General features: G+C 63.9%; 19 protein-coding genes, 1 tRNA gene and 1 pseudogene. 12 read left to right on the top strand and 9 right to left on the bottom strand.

The genetic code is table 11. The annotated features are described in order from the left end of the window. The first annotated feature begins 237 nt into the window (after positions 1–237). The 5 genes from F0Q45_RS15575 (at position 238) to F0Q45_RS15555 (ending at position 5,961) form a co-directional block, all read left to right on the top strand. Positions 238–729 carry a beta-class carbonic anhydrase gene (locus F0Q45_RS15575; RefSeq protein WP_149654797.1) on the top strand — a complete coding sequence of 164 codons (492 nt, stop codon included), beginning with the start codon at positions 238–240 and terminating at the stop codon, positions 727–729. A gap of 120 nt (positions 730–849) precedes the next feature. Continuing rightward, positions 850–2,151 carry a PE family protein gene (locus tag F0Q45_RS15570; RefSeq protein WP_149654796.1) on the top strand — a complete coding sequence of 434 codons (1,302 nt, stop codon included), beginning with the start codon at positions 850–852 and terminating at the stop codon, positions 2,149–2,151. A 328-nt stretch (positions 2,152–2,479) separates the two neighbouring features. Then, the gene (gene cysD / locus F0Q45_RS15565) at positions 2,480–3,409 is read left to right on the top strand and encodes a sulfate adenylyltransferase subunit CysD (RefSeq protein WP_149654795.1); all 930 of its coding nucleotides are present in this window, start codon (positions 2,480–2,482) and stop codon (positions 3,407–3,409) included. Next, positions 3,409–5,262 carry an adenylyl-sulfate kinase gene (gene cysC, locus F0Q45_RS15560; RefSeq protein ID WP_149654794.1) on the top strand — a complete coding sequence of 618 codons (1,854 nt, stop codon included), beginning with the start codon at positions 3,409–3,411 and terminating at the stop codon, positions 5,260–5,262. The genes cysD and cysC overlap by 1 nt, the downstream gene beginning before the upstream one ends. Before the next feature lie 213 nt (positions 5,263–5,475). Next, positions 5,476–5,961 carry an Rrf2 family transcriptional regulator gene (locus F0Q45_RS15555; RefSeq protein WP_149654793.1) on the top strand — a complete coding sequence of 162 codons (486 nt, stop codon included), beginning with the start codon at positions 5,476–5,478 and terminating at the stop codon, positions 5,959–5,961. Here F0Q45_RS15555 and F0Q45_RS15550 read toward each other — a convergent pair. Beyond that, positions 5,958–6,347, bottom strand: coding sequence for a VOC family protein (locus tag F0Q45_RS15550; protein WP_149654792.1), 390 nt, complete (start codon positions 6,345–6,347; stop codon positions 5,958–5,960). The genes F0Q45_RS15555 and F0Q45_RS15550 overlap by 4 nt on opposite strands. A gap of 25 nt (positions 6,348–6,372) precedes the next feature. Next, positions 6,373–6,786 (bottom strand): VOC family protein, encoded by a 414-nt coding sequence (locus F0Q45_RS15545; protein WP_149654791.1) that lies wholly within the window; start codon positions 6,784–6,786, stop codon positions 6,373–6,375. 39 nt (positions 6,787–6,825) lie between these two features. Here F0Q45_RS15545 and F0Q45_RS15540 point away from each other — a divergent pair, with 39 nt between their 5' ends. Next, positions 6,826–7,704, top strand: coding sequence for an LLM class flavin-dependent oxidoreductase (locus tag F0Q45_RS15540; RefSeq protein WP_149654799.1), 879 nt, complete (start codon positions 6,826–6,828; stop codon positions 7,702–7,704). Between the two features lie 28 nt (positions 7,705–7,732). Here the strand turns inward: F0Q45_RS15540 and F0Q45_RS15535 are convergent, their stop codons facing one another. Beyond that, entirely contained in the window at positions 7,733–9,415 is a 1,683-nt protein-coding gene (locus tag F0Q45_RS15535) for a potassium channel family protein (protein ID WP_149654790.1), read from the bottom strand. A 218-nt stretch (positions 9,416–9,633) separates the two neighbouring features. Between F0Q45_RS15535 and F0Q45_RS15530 the strand changes: the two genes are divergently transcribed. Then, entirely contained in the window at positions 9,634–10,110 is a 477-nt protein-coding gene (locus tag F0Q45_RS15530) for an SRPBCC family protein (protein WP_149654789.1), read from the top strand. A 3-nt stretch (positions 10,111–10,113) separates the two neighbouring features. Here F0Q45_RS15530 and F0Q45_RS15525 read toward each other — a convergent pair whose 3' ends face one another. Both F0Q45_RS15525 and F0Q45_RS29360 read right to left on the bottom strand, forming a co-directional pair. After that, positions 10,114–11,058: a DUF2971 domain-containing protein gene (locus F0Q45_RS15525; RefSeq protein ID WP_149654788.1), complete on the bottom strand. Its 945-nt coding sequence runs from the start codon at positions 11,056–11,058 to the stop codon at positions 10,114–10,116. 59 nt (positions 11,059–11,117) lie between these two features. Further along, positions 11,118–11,486 (bottom strand): hypothetical protein, encoded by a 369-nt coding sequence (locus F0Q45_RS29360; protein WP_262491026.1) that lies wholly within the window; start codon positions 11,484–11,486, stop codon positions 11,118–11,120. On the opposite strand from F0Q45_RS29360, the gene F0Q45_RS15515 reads away from it, so the two are divergent. Both F0Q45_RS15515 and F0Q45_RS15510 read left to right on the top strand, forming a co-directional pair. After that, positions 11,419–11,856 carry a hypothetical protein gene (locus F0Q45_RS15515; RefSeq protein ID WP_373424991.1) on the top strand — a complete coding sequence of 146 codons (438 nt, stop codon included), beginning with the start codon at positions 11,419–11,421 and terminating at the stop codon, positions 11,854–11,856. The genes F0Q45_RS29360 and F0Q45_RS15515 overlap by 68 nt on opposite strands. 76 nt (positions 11,857–11,932) lie before the next feature. Beyond that, positions 11,933–12,571: a hypothetical protein gene (locus F0Q45_RS15510; RefSeq protein ID WP_149654786.1), complete on the top strand. Its 639-nt coding sequence runs from the start codon at positions 11,933–11,935 to the stop codon at positions 12,569–12,571. Between the two features lie 11 nt (positions 12,572–12,582). Here F0Q45_RS15510 and F0Q45_RS15505 read toward each other — a convergent pair whose 3' ends face one another. The 3 genes from F0Q45_RS15505 to F0Q45_RS15495 form a co-directional block, all read right to left on the bottom strand. Beyond that, positions 12,583–14,079 (bottom strand): DUF2254 domain-containing protein, encoded by a 1,497-nt coding sequence (locus tag F0Q45_RS15505; RefSeq protein ID WP_149654785.1) that lies wholly within the window; start codon positions 14,077–14,079, stop codon positions 12,583–12,585. 48 nt (positions 14,080–14,127) lie between these two features. Continuing rightward, positions 14,128–14,463: a DUF732 domain-containing protein gene (locus F0Q45_RS15500; RefSeq protein WP_149654784.1), complete on the bottom strand. Its 336-nt coding sequence runs from the start codon at positions 14,461–14,463 to the stop codon at positions 14,128–14,130. A 334-nt stretch (positions 14,464–14,797) separates the two neighbouring features. Beyond that, complete coding sequence (locus F0Q45_RS15495) at positions 14,798–15,079, bottom strand: hypothetical protein (protein ID WP_149654783.1); 282 nt, start codon at positions 15,077–15,079, stop codon at positions 14,798–14,800. A gap of 181 nt (positions 15,080–15,260) precedes the next feature. Here F0Q45_RS15495 and F0Q45_RS15490 point away from each other — a divergent pair, with 181 nt between their 5' ends. After that, positions 15,261–19,685, top strand: a complete 4,425-nt coding sequence (locus tag F0Q45_RS15490; RefSeq protein WP_149654782.1) for a cation-translocating P-type ATPase — start codon at positions 15,261–15,263, stop codon at positions 19,683–19,685. 32 nt (positions 19,686–19,717) lie between these two features. On the opposite strand, the gene F0Q45_RS15485 is transcribed toward F0Q45_RS15490, so the two are convergent. Continuing rightward, positions 19,718–19,801, bottom strand: a tRNA-Arg gene (locus F0Q45_RS15485). Positions 19,802–20,074: 273 nt separating this feature from the next. On the opposite strand from F0Q45_RS15485, the pseudogene F0Q45_RS30265 reads away from it, so the two are divergent. Together F0Q45_RS30265 and F0Q45_RS30260 are read left to right on the top strand one after the other, a co-directional pair. Continuing rightward, positions 20,075–20,293, top strand: a pseudogene (locus F0Q45_RS30265) (PE family protein); the annotation flags it as partial. A gap of 90 nt (positions 20,294–20,383) precedes the next feature. Beyond that, the coding region (locus tag F0Q45_RS30260) for a PGRS repeat-containing protein (protein ID WP_373424990.1) at positions 20,384–20,686 on the top strand (303 nt) is incomplete at its 3' end.

Raw genomic sequence — 20,686 nt, 5'->3', positions numbered from 1 at the left:
AGCCGGGTGTAGGTGGTGTCGCCGGCAGCGCCGGCACCGGCGGATTACTGTTCGGCCAAGACGGTTCAACCGGGGCAACCGGCAAATCCAACTGAGTCGGGCATCAGCCCCGGGGCATATCGTGGGGCTGAATCCGATACGGTTGATTGTGATGGCTGATATCCGAGCAGCCGATTGTTACGATCCTCGGGCGGCATCGTTCTGTGCAGTAAGACACCGATTCCCGAGGAGCCTGGCGTGACGGTCACCGACGAATACCTTTCTCACAACACCGAGTACGCAAGCACTTTCCAGGGGCCGCTTCCACTGCCACCCAGCAAACACATTGCGATCGTTGCCTGCATGGATGCCCGGCTCGATATCTACCGGGTGCTCGGCATCAACGCGGGGGAGGCCCACGTTATCCGTAATGCCGGCGGGGTTGTCACCGACGATGTCATCCGATCGCTAGCTATCAGCCAGCGATTGCTGGGGACCCAGGAGATCATACTGATCCACCACACCGACTGCGGGATGCTCACTTTCACCGACGACGACTTCAAGCGCGCCATCCAGGACGAGATCGGCGTCAAACCCCCGTGGGCGGCCGAGGCCTTCCCTGATGTCGCAGCAGACATCCGGCAGTCGTTGTGCCGCATCGAAAACAGCCCGTTCGTCACCAAGCACGTCTCCCTGCGCGGCTTCGTCTTCGACGTCGCCACCGGCAAGCTCAGCGAGGTCACGCTATAGCTGACCAGCCCATTTCATAGCCTCTGAAGGTTTGTTCAAGGTCCTATTTCCAGACTTTGCTGGGCTTCGGGCGTAAGTGGTGTTCGTCCGGCGCGGCATCGGACCGACTGGAGGAAACAAATGTCGTTTGTATTTGCGGTGCCGGAGTTTGTCGACGGGGCGGCAGCGGAGTTGGCAAACATTGGCGCCGTGGTCACTAGCGCCAATGCCGCGGCCACGTTTCCGACCATCGCGATTGCGGCTACTGGCGGCGATGAGGTGTCAGCGGCCGTCGCGGCACTATTCAGGTCGTTCGGTCAGGAGTATCAGGCGATCAGTGCGCAAATGGCGGCGTTTCATGACCAGGTCGTGCGCAACCTGCAGACCAGCATGAACGCGTACGCGAGCGCTGATGCGGTCGGTGCGATGGCGGCGGCCGAGCAACAAGTTCTGGATGCATTCAACGGGCCGACGAAAGCGCTGACGGGGCGCCTGCTGATCGGTGACGGCGCCGACGGCACCCTCCCTGGCCAGGCGGGCGGCGATGGCGGGTGGTTGTTCGGCAACGGCGGCGACGGCGCGACGGGCGCGCTCGGGCAGGCCGGCGGTCGCGGCGGTAATGCTGGGCTGATCGGTAACGGCGGAACCGGCGGGACCGGCGGTGTCGGAAACTCCGTGCTCGCCCCCGGGGCCGGTGGGGCTGGCGGCGACGGTGGCTGGCTGATCGGCAACGGTGGAACCGGTGGTACCGGCGGGGCCGGCGAGACAGGTAAGGCCGGTGGAGTTGCCTTCCCCGCCCAGGCTGGCGGCGTTGGCGGGGCCGGCGGCAACGCGTGGCTGTTCGGTAACGGGGGGGCCGGCGGGCACGGTGGGACCGGCGGCGTTGGCGGTGCTGCGAATCCTGGCAGCCCGGTCAGGACCGGCGGCCTGGGCGGTGCGGGCGGTGCCGGCGGTCACGGCGGCACCGGCGGGGTGATCGGTGCCGGTGGTATTGGCGGCATGGGGGGAATCGGTGGTCAAGGCGGCGACGCGTTCAACGGCGGGATGGGGGGTCAGGGTGGTATCGGGGGAACCGGCGGCGACACTCGGTTGATCGGCCCCGGCGGCACCGGCGGCGGAGGCGGTAACGGTGGCGCTGGCGGGAATGCTGGCATTAACGGCCTTGGAGAGGTCGGCGCCAATGGCGACGGCGGCGACGGCGGCGACGGCGGTTCCGGGGGCCGAGGCTGGATCTCGATCGGTTACGGCGGAATTAGCGACTTCCTGCAGCCTGGTGGCGGTGGTGGCGGTGCCGGCGGCAGCGGTGGAAACTCCGGAGCCGGCGAACTCGACTCAGGAGCTTTGCCTGGCGATCCTGGTGCGGGGGGTAACGGCGGTGCCGGCGGCGGGTTTTTGGGCCGAGATGGCGCGGCGGGAGCTCCGGGCAAACGGTTGCTGCGGTAGACGCCAATCTCGCACCTTGCGGTGATGACGGGAACTCCGCGTTGGTGGCCGAGGCTTTTCCGGGTGGCGCCGAATCCAGACCAGCCTCTTCATCTGCCAGCGCGTCTCGCCGCACCTATCGGCCGACTCACACTCGCAGCGGCAATTGACCACATCCTCGGCGCTACAAAGCCCAGTGGCCCAATGTGTGGCCCCCGGTTGCTTCGGCGAAGCCGGAAAGATCACACGCTGTCGTTGACAGCGGCGACCGTGACTGCTTCTATAGATGACAATGACCGTAAACATGACCAGTTCTACCAGAATTACCAGATATTAGAACGAGGGAAGCATGGCAACCAAGGTGAAGGCTGGACCCGCGCCCTGGCAGTACGAGTTGAGCCATTTGCGCTCCTTGGAAGCCGAGGCGATGCACATCATCCGGGAAGTGGCCGCGGAATTCGAGCGGCCGGTGCTGTTGTTCTCCGGCGGCAAGGACTCCATCGTCATGTTGCACCTGGCGCTCAAAGCGTTTAGGCCCGGGCGATTGCCGTTCCCGGTCATGCACGTCGACACCGGCCATAATTTCGACGAGGTCATCGAGACCCGTGATGAGCTGGTTGCCGCATCAGGGGTGCGGTTGGTGGTGGCATTGGTGCAAGACGATATCGACGCCGGCCGAGTCGTCGAAATCCCGCCGTCGCGAAACGCGTTACAGACCGTGACGTTGCTGCGCGCCATTCGGGAGAACAAATTTGACGCCGCCTTCGGCGGAGCCCGACGTGATGAGGAGAAGGCGCGGGCCAAGGAACGAGTGTTCAGCTTTCGTGACGAATTCGGTCAGTGGGATCCCAAAGCCCAGCGGCCCGAGGTATGGAACCTCTACAACGGGCGCCACCACAAGGGCGAGCACATCCGGGTCTTCCCGTTGTCGAACTGGACCGAGTTCGACATCTGGTCCTACATTGGCGACGAGAACATCACGCTGCCGTCGATCTATTTTGCGCACCGCCGCAAGGTATTCGAGCGCGACGGAATGCTGCTGGCCGCACACCGGCATCTGCCGCCGCGCGCCGACGAGCCGGTATTCGAGGCGACGGTGCGGTTCCGCACCGTCGGTGACGTCACCTGCACCGGATGCGTGGAATCCAATGCTGCAACAGTGGCTGAAGTCATTGCCGAGACGGCGGTGTCCAGGCTGACTGAACGCGGGGCAACCAGGGCTGACGACCGGATTTCAGAAGCTGGAATGGAAGACCGCAAACGGCAGGGGTATTTCTGATGACTGCACCTACGACGCTGTTGCGCCTCGCAACTGCCGGATCCGTCGACGATGGCAAATCCACCTTGATCGGGCGGCTGCTGTATGACTCGAAAGCTGTTATGGAAGACCAATTGGCCTCGGTGGAGCAGACATCCAGGGAACGTGGCCACGACTACACGGACCTGGCTTTGGTCACCGACGGTCTGCGGGCCGAACGCGAACAGGGCATCACCATTGACGTCGCCTACCGCTATTTCGCCACTCCCAAGCGGAAATTCATCATTGCCGATACCCCGGGGCACATCCAATACACGCGTAACATGGTCACCGGCGCGTCGACCGCCCAACTGGTGATCGTGCTGGTCGACGCCCGACACGGCTTGTTGGAGCAGTCGCGCCGGCATGCTTTCCTGTCATCGTTGTTGGGCATTCAGCATATTGTGCTGGCGGTCAACAAGATGGACCTGATCGACTGGAACCAAGAAAAGTTCGAAGCGATTCGCGACGAATTCCACGCCTTCGCGGCGCGCCTGGATGTCCAGGACGTGGCCACAATTCCGATTTCTGCGTTGAACGGCGACAACGTCGTGACCAAGTCGGAGCAGACGCCCTGGTACGAGGGGCCAGCGCTGTTGTCGCATCTCGAAGAGGTTTATATTGCCGGTGATCGAAACTTGGTTGACGTGCGCTTCCCGGTGCAATACGTCATCCGGCCGCACACTTTGCAGCATCAAGACCACCGCAGCTACGCGGGCACCGTGGCCAGCGGGGTGATGCGTCCCGGCGACGAGGTGGTCGTGCTGCCGATCGGCAAGACCACCAAGATCACCGCCATTGAGGGACCGAACGGTCCAGTGCCAGAAGCGTTTCCGCCGATGGCGGTCTCGATCAGCCTGACCGATCAGATCGACATCTCACGAGGCGACATGATCGCTCGTGCCAACAACCAACCTAGGGTCGCGCAGCAGTTCGATGCGACCGTGTGCTGGATGGCGGATTCCATGGCGCTAGAGCCCGGTCGCGATTACGTCATCAAGCACACCACCCGAACCACGCGCGCCCGCGTTACGGGGCTGGATTACCGGCTCGACGTCAACACTCTGCACCGTGACAAGGCGGCGACGGCTTTGAAGCTCAACGAGCTTGGACGCATTACGCTGCGCACGCAAGTACCGCTGCTACTGGACGAATACACGCGCAATGCCAGCACCGGCTCGTTCATCCTCATCGATCCAGACACCAACGGAACGGTGGCGGCAGGCATGGTGCTGCGTGATGTCACCGCGCAGGCGGCGAGCCCGGATACCGTGCGGCACCAGTCGTTGGTCACCGCGGTGGATCGGGCGGGTAGGGGCAAGACGGTATGGTTGACCGGACTTTCGGGTGCCGGCAAGTCGTCGGTGGCCATGCTGGTCGAGCGGAGGTTGCTCGAAAAAGGCGTGCCTGCTTACGTTCTCGACGGAGACAACTTGAGGCACGGGCTCAACGCAGACCTAGGCTTCAGCATGGCGGACCGTGCTGAGAATTTGCGTCGGCTGGCATATGTGGCGACGCTACTCGCCGACTCCGGTCAAATCGTCATGGTGCCGGCGATCAGCCCGCTGGATGAGCACCGCGAGATGGCCCGTAAAGTCCACGCCGAGGCTGGATTTGAGTTTTTCGAGGTGTTCCTTGACACGCCGATCGAGGAGTGCGAGCGGCGAGATCCCAAGGGTTTGTACGCCAAAGCGCGCGCAGGCCAGATAACCCATTTCACCGGCATCGACAGCCCGTATCAGCGGCCCAAGAAACCTGATCTGCGGCTTACCCTAGATCGCAGCCTTGACGAGCAGGCGCAGATGGTCATCGATCTACTGGAACTGCCGGACTGAGCGCGAGGCAGGGTCCGCGCCGCAGCGGCTCATCTTCCTCGAGCCGTTGCGCGTTGCGCAAATTCGTGTCCTTGCGCCGAGATCAACGTCAGCGTCACACCTTCTCGCGATTTTTCACGCTGGCGTCGATCTCGACGCTGGTGAGCGCTGGCTTCTTCCTCGCAACGCTGCGCGTTGCGCGTCGTCGCCTTGGCGGGTGGCACAATCCTGAGCATGCGGATGTCGGCCAAGGCGGAGTACGCCGTGCGGGCGATGGTCCAACTTGCGGCAGCAGACAGCGGCACCGTGGTCAAGACTGACGACTTGGCCCAAGCTCAGGGCATACCGCCCCAGTTTCTGGTCGACATCCTGACCAACCTGCGCACCGACCGCCTGGTCCGCAGCCACCGCGGCCGCGAAGGTGGCTATACGCTGGCGCGTCCAGGAACCGACATCAGCATTGCCGACGTGCTGCGCTGCATCGACGGACCGCTGGCCAGCGTCCGTGACATCGGGTTGGGTGACCTGCCGTACTCCGGGCCCACCGCGGCCCTGACCGACGTCTGGCGGGCGCTGCGCGCGAGCATGCGCTCCGTGCTGGAGGAAACGACGTTAGCCGACGTCGCCGGGGGCGGCCTGCCCGAGCATGTCGCCAAGCTGGCAGACGACTACCGGGACCAGGAGAGCAAGCGGCACGGCTCGACACGCAGCGGCGACTAAGCGCCGGAGCCATACGGCCGGGTGAGGATCTCCATGGAGTGGCCGCCCGGATCGGGGAAATAAACCCCACGACCACCGTCTCGATGGTTGATCTCACCGGGACGCTGAGCTCCTGGGTCCGCCCAGTGCGGCCAGCCGCGCGATTGGATCTTGCCGTAGATGGTGTCGAACTCGTTTTCTGAAACCAGGAACGCGTAGTGCTGCGGTGAAATCTCCTCGTCCTCGGACACGTCGAGGTAATCGAGACTGGCACCGTGCTCGAGTGCGACGACCATGAAGGGGCCAAACGGCACTGGGCTTGGCAGGCCGAACAACTCGGCCAGAAACTGCGCGGACTGCTGTTTGTCGTGTGAAGCCACGATCGTGTGGTTGAAGCTGATCGCCATCGTCTCGCCTCCCTAAGCCGCCACCCTACTTCGGCGCGGTGAGCTCCAACGCGATGTTGTCCGGGTCGCGAAACTCCAAAATGTATGCCGGGCCAATGTCTTTGACCGGCTCATGCGCGATGCCCAGGTCGTCGAGATGTGCAGCTGCAGCGTCTAATTCGCCCTTGTCGACCATCCTGAACGCGATGTGGTCCAGGCCGGTGCGATCCTCGTCGAAGCAGTCGTGTGCCACCGGCCGCAGCCCGAGCAGCGCGCCACCGAGGTCGTAGATGACACCGCCGAACAGAAAGGACAACTGGTGCCGCGTTGCCTCATCGGCATTCGCGGGAACCTCTACCAGCACCGGCCAATCGAAGACGCTTTCGTAGAACTGCCGGGATCGCTCGATGTCGGTGACCGTGAACCGGACATGCGCAATCGACGTGCTGGCTAAACCCACCCACCCCATGCTGCCAGAATCGCGTTCGTGCAGATAGCTATGACTATGCCCGTGATGGAGCCCGACCTCGACGCAAGGGTGCTAGAGAATTGGGCCCGCGCGATCGACGACGGCCCGTTTTCATCCTTGTGCTGGGGTGAGCGCATCGCGTTCGACAATCCCGACTCCCTTACCTTGCTGGGTGCGCTGGCCGCCTGGACCGATCGGGTCCGCCTGGTGACGACGGTGATGGTGCCGCAATTGCACGATCCGGTGCTACTGGCGAAGGCCCTGGCGACCGGAGACGTACTCAGCGGCGGGCGGTTGACTGTGGGAATCGGGGTGGGCGGCAGGCATGAGGACTATCACGCCGTCGGGGCCGACCCCAAGACCCAGACGATGCGGGGCATGGCAGCCCGGGTGGCGGTGATGAAGAGGGTGTGGGCAGGCGAGAAAGTCACCGATTCGGTCCGGGTGATCGGCCCGTCGCCGGTCCAGCCTGGCGGGCCGCCGCTCCTCGTCGGAACCATTGGCCCGAAGACCGTCCGCAGCGCCGCGGTCTGGGCTGACGGACTGGCCGGCACCACCCTCGACCTCGACGTGGCCAGGCAGAACGAGCTCTACGAAGTGGCGCGGGCCGCTTGGGCCGAAGCCGGTAAGGCCACACCACATCTGGGGACCTCGTTCTGGTTCGCGTTAGGGTCCCAGGACGACGCCCGTGCTCAGGTGCATCGACACCTGCGGCACTACCTGAACTGGATCCCGGCCGAATACGTCGACGCCATGGCGCCGATGACCGGATGGGCCGGCAGCGAAGAGGAGTTGGTGGCGATACTGCGACGTTTCGAGCAGATCGGCACCGACGAGGTTCAACTCATTCCAACTAGCTCGGACATCGGTCAGCTGCGGTGTGCGGCTGACGTGGCCGGCGAGTTCTAATCGACCGCGGTCGCCGGTGCAGGCTTCGCTATTGTTGGGGAGGTTGTCCTTTGGACAACGTGGCAAGAAGCTCGTGCGAGGGACCGATCACATAAGCGGTGTCGCCGGCCTGGAGTCGCGTGTCACGACGAGGATGGAGGGTAACCGGCGCGTCCGGTCGCGCGATCGCAATCACACGGGTCTGGGTGGATAGCTCGTACATCGGCACCCCATCCAGCTCGCTGCTGGTGGCCACTTTCATGGCACCGACCATGAAGGAGCGTTGCCCAACCGAGAATGTTCCCAGCACCTGGAGTCCCATAGCCGCGCCGATAAACCACGGCGCCGCCAATTCCACGGTGGAACGCACGCCTTCGAAGCCGAACCGCTGTGCCACCGCGCTGCCCAGCGCGCGATCGTAAACGCGCAGCACAATAGGGATCTTACCGCGGTGGGCCTTCGGCATGATCCGGGCTCCCAGCATCTCGCGAAGCACGATTCCGGTCTCGATGTTGACCATGTCATCCTGGGTGAGCACCGCCACCGCGCGAGCGTGATCGACGCGGGCCGATTCCAGCGTTTGGGGTAGGGTGGCGTCCCCGAAGATCACCGGCACGTCAAGTTCTGCGGCCGACGATAGGTAGCGGTTGTTCTCGTCGCACTCGATCACTGCAACCTCGTAACCAGCGGCGGTGAGATCGCTGACGACGCGGATGCCGAAAGAACCTAGCCCCACCACTATCACGTGGTTGCGTAGATGGCGCACCTGCCGCCGCCCAGCCGAGTGGGTCAAGCGGCGCGACAGCAGCAAGTCGGCGATGAATGCGATCAGGATGGCGGTGGTCGTCACGCCGGCGAACATCAACGTGATGCTGAACAGCCGCATCCAGGTAGGTTGGTGGACGAAGCTGAAGTCGCCGTAGCCCACTGTCGCGATTGTCTCCGTACTGAAATACAACGCGTCGACCCAAGTAATCCCCGAAGGATGCTCAAAGGCGAAGCGCAACACGATGGTCGACCCGGTCAGCAGGATCAGCATGGCCGCCAACGCGCGATAAAACATTGGGTTCATGTCGTTGCGCAGCGTTCGGATGCCGTCGAAGAGTCGCCGTAGCCGGGGCATCCGGGTTCGCGTTGCCGTCGGACGAGGAACCTTGACGCCACGGGCCGCCAACTCCTCGGCGGTGCCGATCATTGCGGTCCAGTCGCCGGTATGGACCTGCACATCGCGCCCTGGGCACGCCACCATTTCGCCGGGGGTGGGGGAGTTCTGCCCGCGGATTACCGCCACGGGGGCCAAATCGCCGTAGATCTCGCGCAAGGTCGCATCGCGCGGCGCCTCGGCTCCAGAAACGACGAAGGTGATCCCGGCTGCCTCGACGGGGTGCGCCGTATGGGCGAGGCATGCCTCAACGACCGACGGCGCCGCAAGGTCGGCCACGTCGAGGATCGCTCCCGGCCCGTTATCGGCCGTCATGGCTTCGCGCAGCACGTCATTGGCGAGTCTGGCAACCACGCGTACGGTCTCGCTGGCTTTCCTTGCCAGCAGGGCTATTTCCAGATTGGTCGCGTCGTCGTCCCCGGCGCAGATGATGGCAGCTGCCTGGGCGAGATCGGCGCCGGCGAGCTCGTCGGTGGCGAGCTTGACAATCCCGGCGCCAGCGCTGTTCAGCTCCTCAATGATCGTCTTAGCCAGCGCATCGTCACCGCTGACTATGACTTTGCGGTGCATCGTCTCATATGGCATCCGGCGGTCGGCGAAGCTGTAAGAAATCGATGTCGCCGATGTCTTGGCTGTGGCCGTGCTTCCTAAGTCATCCGGCATAAACATCCACTTCTACGCGGGCGTGCACTTGCAGCTATGACTATCGGGCACCGTGTCGATTTGTACCAGCCTCCCGCTTGGATGTGCTGCCGAACCGTGTCGCTCCGAGGTGACATACTCGGTCCGTGCCCACAGCCCGCAGTGGCCGCGGCAGTATTGACATCGCCGCACCACCAGAGATCGTGTACGACCTTGTCGCCGATATCACCCGGATGGGCGAATGGAGCCCTGAGTGCTACCGATGCGAGTGGTTGGACGGCGCCGGCGCCGCGGTCCCGGGCGCCCGGTATAGGGGTTATAACCGGCTCGGCTGGCTGCGCTGGGAAAGAACGGTCGTGATCAACGCCGCCGATCGCGGCCGGGAGTTCGCTTTCACAACGCTTAGCGACGACGCCGGTCGTCAGGAAACGCGGTGGCGCTACACCATGGAGCCGTCGTCGTCGGGAACGTTGCTTACCGAGACTTTCCAGTTCGTGTGGTGCTCGGTGACTAACAGACTGGCCGAAGCGATTATCCCGCGCGGACGCCAGGTAAATCGCGGTATCGAGAAAACACTTTGGCGGATCAAACAGGCTGCTGAAATAACAGCCCGATCCGGGTAAATTTCAGATGTCGCGATAAGGGACATTCGACCGAATGACCTCGACTTTGGGGTACTGATGCCGCAAATAACGATAGAGCGACAGTATCTTCACATCGCAATGTTCGCTGGGCCCTACCAGCACGCCAATGATAGCGTTTGGATCGAACGCGAACCGCACGCGTGGTATCAAACCGATGCGAGACGGAGAATAGAATGTCTCCGAGGTATGCGATACCAGCCGCTGTTCGGCTTCGCCGACAAACTTCCGATGCTTAATGGATGCTGCCAGCGGGATGATCTTTTTGATGAGACGTTCTTGGGCTGAATCAACATCGGCGTGGGTATTGTGTTGGGCCGCTTCAATTAACTCGTCGACATGCTGGTCGATAAGTTCTGTTACGCGCTTGCGCTGTTTTTCCGGCAGATATTCCACTGAGCGCAGCGCGGGCCGCGATGGTAACCCGGAGATCGGCAGGTCGCTTGGTACGGTGGTCTGCCTGACACTGTTCTTGAGTGTTTCGCGGTCGAATCTGATGGCGTAGCCGCCGTTTGCGTAGCCGCGCCACTGGCTTAGCTCGTCACCGTATACGGAAAAGCACGTTACGAAGGGGCCCAGGTTTTCTTCGAGGAGATTTTTGGCGCGCAGCACTTTCGCGCACACATCCATAATCGCGTTGGCACCCAGTTCATCGGTCGGCTTATTGCCAATCGCCTTGACCTCCCTTCCGTATTGGTGAATCATCGCGCAAATCGCTTCAACGCCGTAGGAGAACTCTTGGGAATCGTTGAGGTAGGCGACATGGGTTCCCCACAGTTGGCCTGAGTCGAGAATTCCCTTGAGACCTTTGGTGTCCGTGTAGTGATACAGGCTGCCGTCGCGCTGCAACCAAGCGTCGGTGCTGCGACTATGCACAGCCCAATCGGTCGCTGGTTGCGGCGAAGGGCCGAAATCGATGCCGTCCGACACGTTGCCAAGTGAAACATGTTTGTGCGGGCGGGATCAGTGGATCGGCAGCCTCTTACGCGCTAAGGACGTCCGCTGGTCAAGTGGCGGCGCAGTTCGTCGAGATCACCGCGGACCCAGATATCGGGCAACGGCGCAAGGCGACTGCCGGTGAACTTGAGCCGAGCGGCCGCGCGGCGATCCTCGGTGACGAGCTCGACGACATGGTTGCAAAAGTCTGGTGGACCGCGGCGGATCCGCGATCGTGTCCGGGCCGAGATCGCGTCGCGTTGTCGAAGTTGCAGCATGTGAACAATGGCTCTGAGGTCGACAATTCGTGCTGCGGCGGCGATCACCGCCATCGCGCTCTTCTGGACCCCTGCGGTGCCGGCGGATGCGGCGACGCCATCGTGGAACGGTAGGTACTCGCTCGTGCGGTACGCCGCAGACAAGACCGGCACCAGCCAGGCCGCAAGCCAAGCCGAACCCACGTTCAGCGCGGACTATGTTTTCACGACCGCGTGTACCGCCCAGTGCGTCGCCACGGCCACCAATGGCCCGACGCCGAAAAATCCGACGCTGCCCCAGCCGTCGCACTACGCCTGGGACGGAACTAGATGGGTGGAGCACTTCGATTTTCAGTGGGACTGCTTCATGGGAGACGGGGTCGCAAAAGTGTGGGCACCCGCGCGGTCGTGGGCGTACTACACGCCCCAGGCCGACGCGACGTTGCGCGGTAGCTGGCACACCGACATCTACAGTGGCCCGTGCCGCGGAACCGTGGAAATGCCCGTGGCGGCGTTGCCGGCCGGGCCCCGGTGACGGTGACCGGAGGCCGCCGCGACACGACGCGCTTGGTGGTGCAGGCTTGGACGCCGTCGGCCGATAGCCTGGTCGCATGACGGTAGGCGAGTCGGTTGCGCAGTCGCTGCAGCAGTGGGACCGGAAAGTGTGGGATGTGGCCATGCTTCACGCATGCAATGCCGTCGACGGGACAGCCAGAAAACGCTATCCGACGGTGGGAGTCGGCTCCCGGTTCCGGAAAGTCATTCGGGATTCGCTCGACATCTTCGGTGTAATGGCAACACCCGGTGTCAACCTCGAGGAATCGCGATTTCCGGTGGCGGTGCGATCGGATTTGCTGCCAGATAAGCGGCCCGACATTGCCGATGTCCTGTATGGGATCCACCGGTGGTTGCACGGTCATGGCGACGAGTCACCGGTAGCGTTCGAAGTGAGCCCTTATGTGAACGCCAGCTCAGTCCTCCGCATAGCAAATGACGGCAAAATTCAGCTGCCCAAGACCGCGATTTTGGGTCTGCTGGCCGTGGCCGTGTTCGCGCCGGAGAATAAGGGCGAGTCGATTCCGCCCGATTATCAGCTCAGCTGGTTTGACCATGTCTTCTACATCAGTGTGTGGTGGGGCTGGCAAGACCATTTCCGCGAAATTGTCAATGTCGACCCTGCGTCGCTGGTCGCGCTCAACTTCGGTGATGCGTGGAATAAGTGGACGGCGGTGTCAACCAGCCCGGAGTAATCAGAGTTCCATTATTTCGGGTGTTCGCCGGGTGCAGCGGTGATGGTCGAGGCCGCCGCCTGCGCCGCGGCCACCTGACCGAATGCGGACGACGGCGGCGCTAGAGTCCCGGGTTTCTCGACGACCTCGGTTGCTTGTGCTGCGGCACCGTCAACCAGTGCCCGGTCCGCTTCGTCGGCCAGTCCGCGCTGTGCAGCGCGGACCACCAAAGCGATCTGCGTCTGCACCGCCGCGCGGCGCGCCTGGTCGACGCAGTTTTGCGCAACCGCGCTCAGCAGCTGCAGCAGCGCCGCCAGCACTAGCGGTTCGTGCATCCCGTAGCGGCGGATTTGTCCACATCCGACCTGCAGGTAGGCGGCAAAGCCGGGGTTTGCCAGCCACACGAGCAGCTGCCCGGCGCCGTCACGGCGAACGTCGTCAGGAAGTGCCCGCGTTGCCAGGACCGACTCGACGGCCGAAAGATGATGCACGACTTGGATTGCGGTGTATGGGTCGTTTATCGCCGGCGATAGTGCGCGCAGCGCTATGTCGACCAACTGCCGCAGACCGAACCGGACATCTTGGTGCAGGGTGCGCTCAAACCCGATGTGCACATGACGTAGACATTGTTGCGCGGCGGCCGACTCTGGCGGGCCCGGCTTTGTCTCGCGGTGCCAGCACCAGCCCAGCAAGCCGCCGGCGGTGACGTAGTCACCGACGAAGGTCACCAGCAGCACCGCATGCCCACTGGCTGCTGCAATTTCGGCGATGTCGTCGACGTCGACGGATTGTAGGTAGCCCGATTGCTGAGCCAACAGCGGCAACGCCTCGGGTGGGGGTTTCGGCATAGTTGTCACCTGTTGATCCGGCGTCTCCGGGTCCGGATACATCTGGTCGATTAGCGCGAGCGTGCGCATCCGCACCTTCTCCATAATTGTGTCGATCTGGATCGAGTGCATGAGGTGGTGCAAGAAGTAGATCAGTGCGCCAAGGCTGACGAACGCCAGCGCGAGGGACCCGCTGACCGCGACCTTGGGCACAAAGGCTCCTCCGTCGGTGTGCTCTCCGACGGTGTGCAGGCCACCGGTGCTGTAAGCGAAGGTGCAGGCAAAGATCGCCAGCACCACCTGGTTGGACACGTCGCGCAGGAAGGTTCGTAGCAACCGGACCGAAAATTGGCTAGAGGCGATTTGTAGGGACAGGACCGTCAGCGAGAAGACGATGCCGATAGTGGTGATCATCGTGGCCGATACCACGATCAGCACCCCCCGGGCGTCGCCGGCCGTGCCCTGAAACATCAGCTTGTCGACCAGCGAGCCGGGTTTCACGGGAATTAGCGACAGAGCGGCCCCGGCTCCGAGGCCCAGCACAACGCCTACTGTCGGCAGCACCCAGACCGCGCCCTGCAGGTAATCCCGGATGACGCCACGGCGGGTGAGCAGGCTGCTTGTGCTCACCGAATAAGCATGCACCCTGGCGGGGCTGGGCGGCAGGTCTGCTTTAGCGGGCCGCGGCTCGGCACCGAACAGACGAAGAGGTGGGAACCCGGCTGGGTCCCCACCTCTTCGTGATGACTGTTAGCTCGAGGTCACGTACTGCGGGCAGTAGGCCGACGCGGCGTCGATGGCAAATGTCTTAGCGCCCTTGGCGCTCAGACCGGTCGACTCGGCCACCGCGTTGATGACCTCCTTTGCTGACTGCCCCTCGTCCAGAGCGTTGCAGACGGCGTGCGCTTCGCTAATGGCGCGCGCCGCAGTCGGCGGCGTGATCCCATCTGCTTTAAGCTGCGCGATGAACGCATCGTCGACCGAGCTTGCAGTGGCGGTCCCGGCGAAGCCGAGTGCGGCCAGGCCGAGGGTGGCGGCGGTCAAAGTGGCTCCGGCCACAGCGGCAGCGAAACGGCGAGTGAACATAGTGGATCTCCTGTGCTGATCTGACTTGTGGTAGCACTGATGTGCTTGGCCTCAGAATCGGCACCGGGCCTTGACGGATTCTCAATAAGTCCTTGTCGACATGGAGATGTCGGATGAGTAGGAAATCGACCCTCCTGCCCGAAGCGCCGCCGCCGTGGAAGGACGCAACCCCGACCTGGTGTGCTTGTGACGAGGCGGTTCGCATCGACCGAACGCATGGGCCATGGCACGCGAAACTTGGGCGCCCGATGACACGTCACGCATGTGCCGGGCACGACTTTGTGCAGCCAGTTGAGCACACCGCGTCGCGCCCTTCTCCGGATCGGACGGGTCCTTACTGTGGGTCTTTGGACGGCCGCTTCTTGAGTTTGCCCACGATCACAGCGGCACCGCCGGCCGCGACGACGACGGGCCATTCGACGAGTGTGACCAGTCCGATCGCCGCGGCGGCCACTATGGTGTGCGGACGTACGCGGCCCTCGCGGATACCTTCCTGAATGTCACTTATCGTAATGGCGACGCCCTCGGCGACCGCATTCCCGACCTGGCTAATTGTTGTCACGGTCTCATTAGCTACCGAAGTGGCTGACTTGGTGGCTCGTTCGATGAGCGTCACGGGATCTCCGAGTTCCGAATCGTTGGCACGGTTGGCGAATCGTTTACCGCACGTTTGTCTTTGGGAGCCTCTCAATGTTGCTTCTTAGATTCCCGCAATACATATGGTGCAGCCAGTCGTACAAGCGGGATGAGCCTAATGCGCAATGGTTAACAATCGAGAGAGGGCCGGTTAAGCGAACATGGTCATCGGACGGATCGTCTTGGGGCTTCGCATGGCGGTCGCCGGCGGCGCCGCCGCCGCCGCCGAGCTGTTAGGCGGTGAGCGTCCCCGCCGCACCTGGTCCGGTAATGGCCGAGCCTGGATTGAGCTGCGCCTACCGGAGGGGCCGCGCTCGACCGAGTACACGGCCGCCCTCGAGAAGACAATCGCCAGCACCGCGGGTGTTGCACGTACACAGGTGAATTGGCCGCTTTCGCGGTTGGTCGTCGATGTTGATGCAAGCGGGCCGACTGTCAAGGAATTAGTCGCTATGGTAGAGGCGGTCGAGCGGGTTTTTGTTGAGCCAGCCAGTCAGGATGACCAAAACTCCGAGTCCGGCCCGGAGAAGGTGGTCCTTGCCCCAGCGACCGACCTTCCCGGAGATGGCGCGGAACTGGTCAACCGGGTGAGTCTGTTGGGCGCGAAGGTGGTGGCGCTTGGGGTCTCGGCGGTGTTGCAAGTCGCACACCTGCCTAGGTTGCCGCGAATGTTTGCCGCTGCGACAACATTTGCCGAGGCACAGCCCGATGTACGCAAGGTGTTCGAGCGGGCATTCGGGCGAGCCCGTGCCGACGCAGTGCTCGCATTGGGAACAGCCGTCACCCAATCGCTCGGTCACACCCCGTCGGTGATAGCTGCCGACATGTTGCTTCGAAGCCTGCGAGTTATTGAGTCGTTGGCGGCAGTGGATGCCTGGAAAGAGCATGAACCTCAGTTAGCGATCAGTGCTGGATGCGAGCCGCAGCCGGAATCGCCTCGGCCGCGGCCGGTGCCGGACACCGCCTCCGAAAACTACGCGAGAGCCGCGACGGCAGCGGGCCTTGCCGGTGCCATCGCTCTCGTTTTCACTGGCGGCGCGGCGTTGGCGAGCGAGGCGGTGATCGTCGCTGCGCCCCGGGCGCTCAACTACGCCCGCGAGTCTTTCGCCACCACATTCTGCGCCGAATTGAACCGGAACCATCACAGCCTGGTCCTACGTCCCGACGCGCTCCGCCGCCTCGATGGTGTCGATGTGCTGATCGTCGATCCAGCAGTGCTTGTCGGTGACAGTTTGCGTGTTGCTGAGATCAGCGGGGTAGATGGAGAACTCCGCACGAGGGTGTGGCAGTGCGCCCAAATGGATATTGATGCAGGTCTGCTCGGCCCCGGAGTCCACACCGGATGCTCTCTCTCACCGGGGCACGAGTTACCCGATCTGCGCGACTTGGAAGTTGTCGTAGCGCGCAGTGCGGATCCATTTGCGGAACCGCTCATCAGTGCGGCCCGCGCTGCCGAGCTGAAGCTGGTGTCGGTGGATCGGGCCGATCCCGGGCACCTGCGCGGGACGTTCGACGAACTCTTCCCCGTGGGTGAGGACGTCGATCTCGGAATCCGCGACGCCGTGCGGCGATTGCAGTCGGCCGGCAAGGTGGTAGCCGTGGTTGGGCGTGAGCTCCGACAGGCTTTCGCAGCTGCGGACCTTGCGCTGGCGATCGAGGCCCCTGATCGGCCGTCTGCGTGGACGGCGGACGTGCTGCTGCCAAGTCTGAAAGTTGCGTGTCGGGTCGTCAACGCCATACCCGCGGCTAAGTCGGCGGCGCGGCGTGGCGTCGAATTGGCAGCCGCCGGAACGGTACTCGGTTCGCTCACACTGCTGCCGGGCGTGCGGGCAGCGGGCCTGCGTCCAAGCATCGCAGCCGCCGCGCTCGCGCTTGTACCCGGGTACATGATCGCGCGAGGGGTGTCGATGCAGGCGGATCCACCAGCCGCCGCAGACATCGAGTGGCATGCGCTGGACTCCGATCAAGTGCAGGAACGCCTGCGAATTCTGCGGTCGGAGTTGGCCCGCCCCGCACCGGTGGTTCGGCAGCGGCCGAAAACGCGGCTGGAGGCCCTAGCCGCCAGACTCGTCGACGGCAGCAAAGACATCGCTGAGGCCATGTGGCACGAGATGCAGGACCCCCTCACGCCAATCCTCGCTACCGGCGCGCTGGCCAGCGCGCTCATCGGTTCGCCGATAGACGCTGCTCTCGTCGGCGTGGTGTTACTGGGCAGCGCCGGGATTTCGGCTGCGCAACGAATCAACTCCGATCGTCAGCTGACAAAGATGCTCAGCGCCCAGACGCCACCGGCGCGCGTCGTTATCTGGCCCGGCCAGTTCGAGCTCATCGAAACCAAGCAACTAATGCCGGGAACCATCATCGAGGTCCGATCAGGTGAGGTCGTTCCCGCCGACGCACGCGTGTTGAGCGCAGTGGCCGTGGAGGTGGACGAGTCGTCGTTGACCGGTGAATCGTTGCCCGTTACTAAGAACCCCACGCCGACACCGGGCCGCCCCCTGGCCGAACGCGCCTGCATGATCTACGAAGGGTCGACCGTGCTGAGCGGGGTGTGTCGAGCGGTGGTCGTTGCGGTCGGCGGGGCGACCGCAGCGGGGAGGGCTATGGCGTTAGCCCCCCGCCGACGGGATGAAGTTGGGCTGCATGCACAGCTCGCCGGGGTCACCGCGAAGGTCCTGCCCTGGACCCTCACCGGCGGTGCCGGGGTGGTTGCCACCGCATTGCTGCGTGGATCGGGAATTCGGGAGGCCGTCACCAGCGGTGTCTACTGTGCTGTTGCCGCGGTGCCCGAGGGTCTGCCACTGGTGGCGACCCTGGCCCAGCGCGAAGCGGCCAGGCGCCTGACGAAGCGAAATGTTCTAGTCAGGGCCCCGCGGTCGGTCGAGACACTGGGCCGTGTCGAAGTCGTATGTTTCGACAAGACCGGAACGCTCAGTCAGAACCGCCTTGTGCTGACCGAGATCTCCGCGCAGCCAGGCTTCGACGAGGATGTGATTTTGCAGCGGGCTGCGTTGGCGACTCCGGTGCCGATCCACGAGCATGCTCCGCTGCAAGCCACGGACGCCGCGGTCATTAACCGTGCCGGATCTCAGCCGAAGCGCGACCGCGAGTTGCCGTTTCGCGCCGGGCGGGCCTACGCGGCGGGCCTGCACGGCCATACCCTTGCGGTCAAAGGCGGACCGGAGGTCGTCCTTGCGGCATGCGTCGAGGGCCAGGACGACGCTATCCGAGAGGCGCTGTTGACCCATGTCCATCGGATGGCCACCAGCGGGCTACGCGTTATCGCCGTCGCCGAGCGGATGTTGACCCAGGATGATCTTGAGATCGCTGACCAGAAGGGACTGGAACCGCTATGCGGCCACGGGTTGCGCCTGCTCGGATTCCTCGGCATCACTGACACACCCCGGCCCGACGCCACGGAATTGTTGCGCGGTCTGGCAAAACGGGAAATCGGTGTACGGGTTATCACGGGCGACCATCCGGCCACTGCCCGAGCCATCGCTCGTGAGATCGGGCTAGACGTCCCGGACGAATGCCTCATCACCGGTGCTCGCTGGGAGCGAATGTCGATTGCCGAGCGAGCCGAGGTTGTGAAGAACCACGTCATCTATGCGCGGATGTCACCCGAGCAGAAGGTGCAGATCGTGCAGCAGATCAGTCAATCCGGGCGAATCTGCGCGATGGTGGGTGACGGCGCGAACGACGCCGCGGCGATCCGCGCCGCGGCGGTGGGAGTGGGCGTGTCCTCGCACGGAAGTGATCCGGCCCGCGGCGCCGCCGACGTGGTGCTGACCGAGGGGCGCGTCGGAAGTCTCTTGGAAGCGATCGATGAGGGTCAGCGGCTCTGGCAGCAAGCACAGGCCGCGGTCGCGATGTTGCTTGGCGGCAACGCCGGAGAAGTGGCCTTTAACGTCTACGGAACCATGGTGCGCGGTGTCGCTCCGCTGACCGCCCGGCAAATCCTGCTGGTGAATCTGCTGACCGACGTCTTTCCGACCACCGCCGTTGCGGTCAGTGCGGTCCGCAACATGCGGCCACCCTCCCAGCGCGGGATCAACATGGACGATCTCGCCCACACGGTCGCAATCCGCGCTGCCGCCACCACGATTGGCGCAAGCCTGTCGTGGAGCATGGCGACTTTCACCCGCGCCAACCCACAACGCGCAGCGACGGTGGGTTTGGTGGGCTTGGTCACCACGCAACTTGGGCAGACGCTGCTGGAATCACGCGATCCGCTGGTGATCGGCACCTGCGCGGGAACGTTCGCCACGCTGGCCGCCCTCGTCGCGACGCCGGGCCTCAGCCAACTCGTCGGGTGTGTACCGCTAGGTCCGCTGGCCTGGCTGGAAGCGCTGGCCCCTGCCGCAGCAGTTACTGTTCTCACCGCGGCCAAGCCGGATCTGTTGGTGCGGACGGCATCGAGGATCGGTGGAGCCGTCTCGAAATACGTAACCGGGGCTGATCGCCGTTTGGACAGCGTGGTGGCCTCGCTCAGCACCTGGGCGCAGGATCTTCCGGGTATCGACGGCGACCGAGGCGATGATCGCCGGCGGGCTTCCCGAGCTGAGCTGGCGCCGACTGGCTAGGCGCTGACAGTACCGAGACGTCAAGATAAGCCTGGTGCCCCCGGGCAGGATTCGAACCTGCGGTCGTCTGCTCCGGAGGCAGGGCAGAGACGTTCACGAAGGTTCGAGAGCACGGCGCGACAACGCGGTCCGCGGATCGGCCGCCTTGCTGCTTCGCCCTGCCTTGTCACCTTCGATTCACGTACCAGCCGGTTTAGCGCCGCACTATTAGGGCCTGCGCTATCAGCTTTCCCAACGGTGTGAGGTGATTGACCTGATAAGTGACAGGGCGTGCTGATTATGGGCAAACCCAGAAAAAGTGACCTACGTCACTTTAGGCTGCAAGGGCCCAGATCTTCGCGCATCCCCAGAATCAAGGACCTGGCGGGCGATTCATTTGGAGGTAGCAGATGTCCTTTGTGATCGCAGTTCCCGAGTCGCTCGGTGTAGCGGCGTCGGCGGTGGCCAGTATCGGTTCAGCGACGGCCGCGGCCAACGATGCCGCGGCGGCCAGCACGACGGCGGTGATGGTCGCGGGCGCAGATGAAGTCTCGGCCGCTATCGCGGCGGTTTTCGCGGCGTACGGCCAGGCCTATCAAGCCGTCGGCGCCCAGGCAGCGGCGTTTCATGCCCAGTTTGTACAGGCCCTGACCGCAGGTGGGAACTCGTATGCGGTCGCCGAAGCCACCGCCGCGTCGACCCTGCAGAATGCCCTTGATGTGCTCAATGCGCCCAGCGTGGCGCTGACGGGGCGCCCGCTGATCGGCAACGGCGCGAACGGCAAGCCGGGCACCGGAGCTGCCGGCGGGGCCGGCGGGTGGTTGTACGGCAATGGCGGGTCCGGCGGATCCGGAGCGGCTGGCATCGGCGGGGCCGGCGGGCCCGGCGGGCCGGCCGGGCTGATCGGCAATGGCGGGGTCGGCGGGGCGGGCGGGTCCTCGACGGTCGCCGCCGGTGGGGCCGGCGGGGCCGGCGGAGCCGCCCTGCTATTCGGGGCCGGCCCGACCCGCCGGCCCCGGCGT

It is taken from the genome of Mycobacterium simiae (genome assembly GCF_008370645.1).
Classification (GTDB): Bacteria; Actinomycetota; Actinomycetes; order Mycobacteriales; family Mycobacteriaceae; genus Mycobacterium; species Mycobacterium simiae_A.
This window is presented reverse-complemented; position numbering and strand designations above follow the sequence as displayed.

What these genes read in the sequence shown, in the direction of transcription:
- F0Q45_RS15570 (WP_149654796.1), top strand. Translation starts at nt 850, where the DNA reads ATGTCGTTTGTATTTGCGGTGCCGGAGTTTGTCGACGGGGCGGCAGCG.
- cysD (WP_149654795.1), top strand. Translation starts at nt 2,480, where the DNA reads ATGGCAACCAAGGTGAAGGCTGGACCCGCGCCCTGGCAGTACGAGTTG.
- cysC (WP_149654794.1), top strand. Translation starts at nt 3,409, where the DNA reads ATGACTGCACCTACGACGCTGTTGCGCCTCGCAACTGCCGGATCCGTC.
- F0Q45_RS15555 (WP_149654793.1), top strand. Translation starts at nt 5,476, where the DNA reads ATGCGGATGTCGGCCAAGGCGGAGTACGCCGTGCGGGCGATGGTCCAA.
- F0Q45_RS15550 (WP_149654792.1), bottom strand. Translation starts at nt 6,347, where the DNA reads ATGGCGATCAGCTTCAACCACACGATCGTGGCTTCACACGACAAACAG.
- F0Q45_RS15540 (WP_149654799.1), top strand. Translation starts at nt 6,826, where the DNA reads ATGACTATGCCCGTGATGGAGCCCGACCTCGACGCAAGGGTGCTAGAG.
- F0Q45_RS15535 (WP_149654790.1), bottom strand. Translation starts at nt 9,415, where the DNA reads ATGCACCGCAAAGTCATAGTCAGCGGTGACGATGCGCTGGCTAAGACG.
- F0Q45_RS15510 (WP_149654786.1), top strand. Translation starts at nt 11,933, where the DNA reads ATGACGGTAGGCGAGTCGGTTGCGCAGTCGCTGCAGCAGTGGGACCGG.
- F0Q45_RS15500 (WP_149654784.1), bottom strand. Translation starts at nt 14,463, where the DNA reads ATGTTCACTCGCCGTTTCGCTGCCGCTGTGGCCGGAGCCACTTTGACC.
- F0Q45_RS15490 (WP_149654782.1), top strand. Translation starts at nt 15,261, where the DNA reads ATGGTCATCGGACGGATCGTCTTGGGGCTTCGCATGGCGGTCGCCGGC.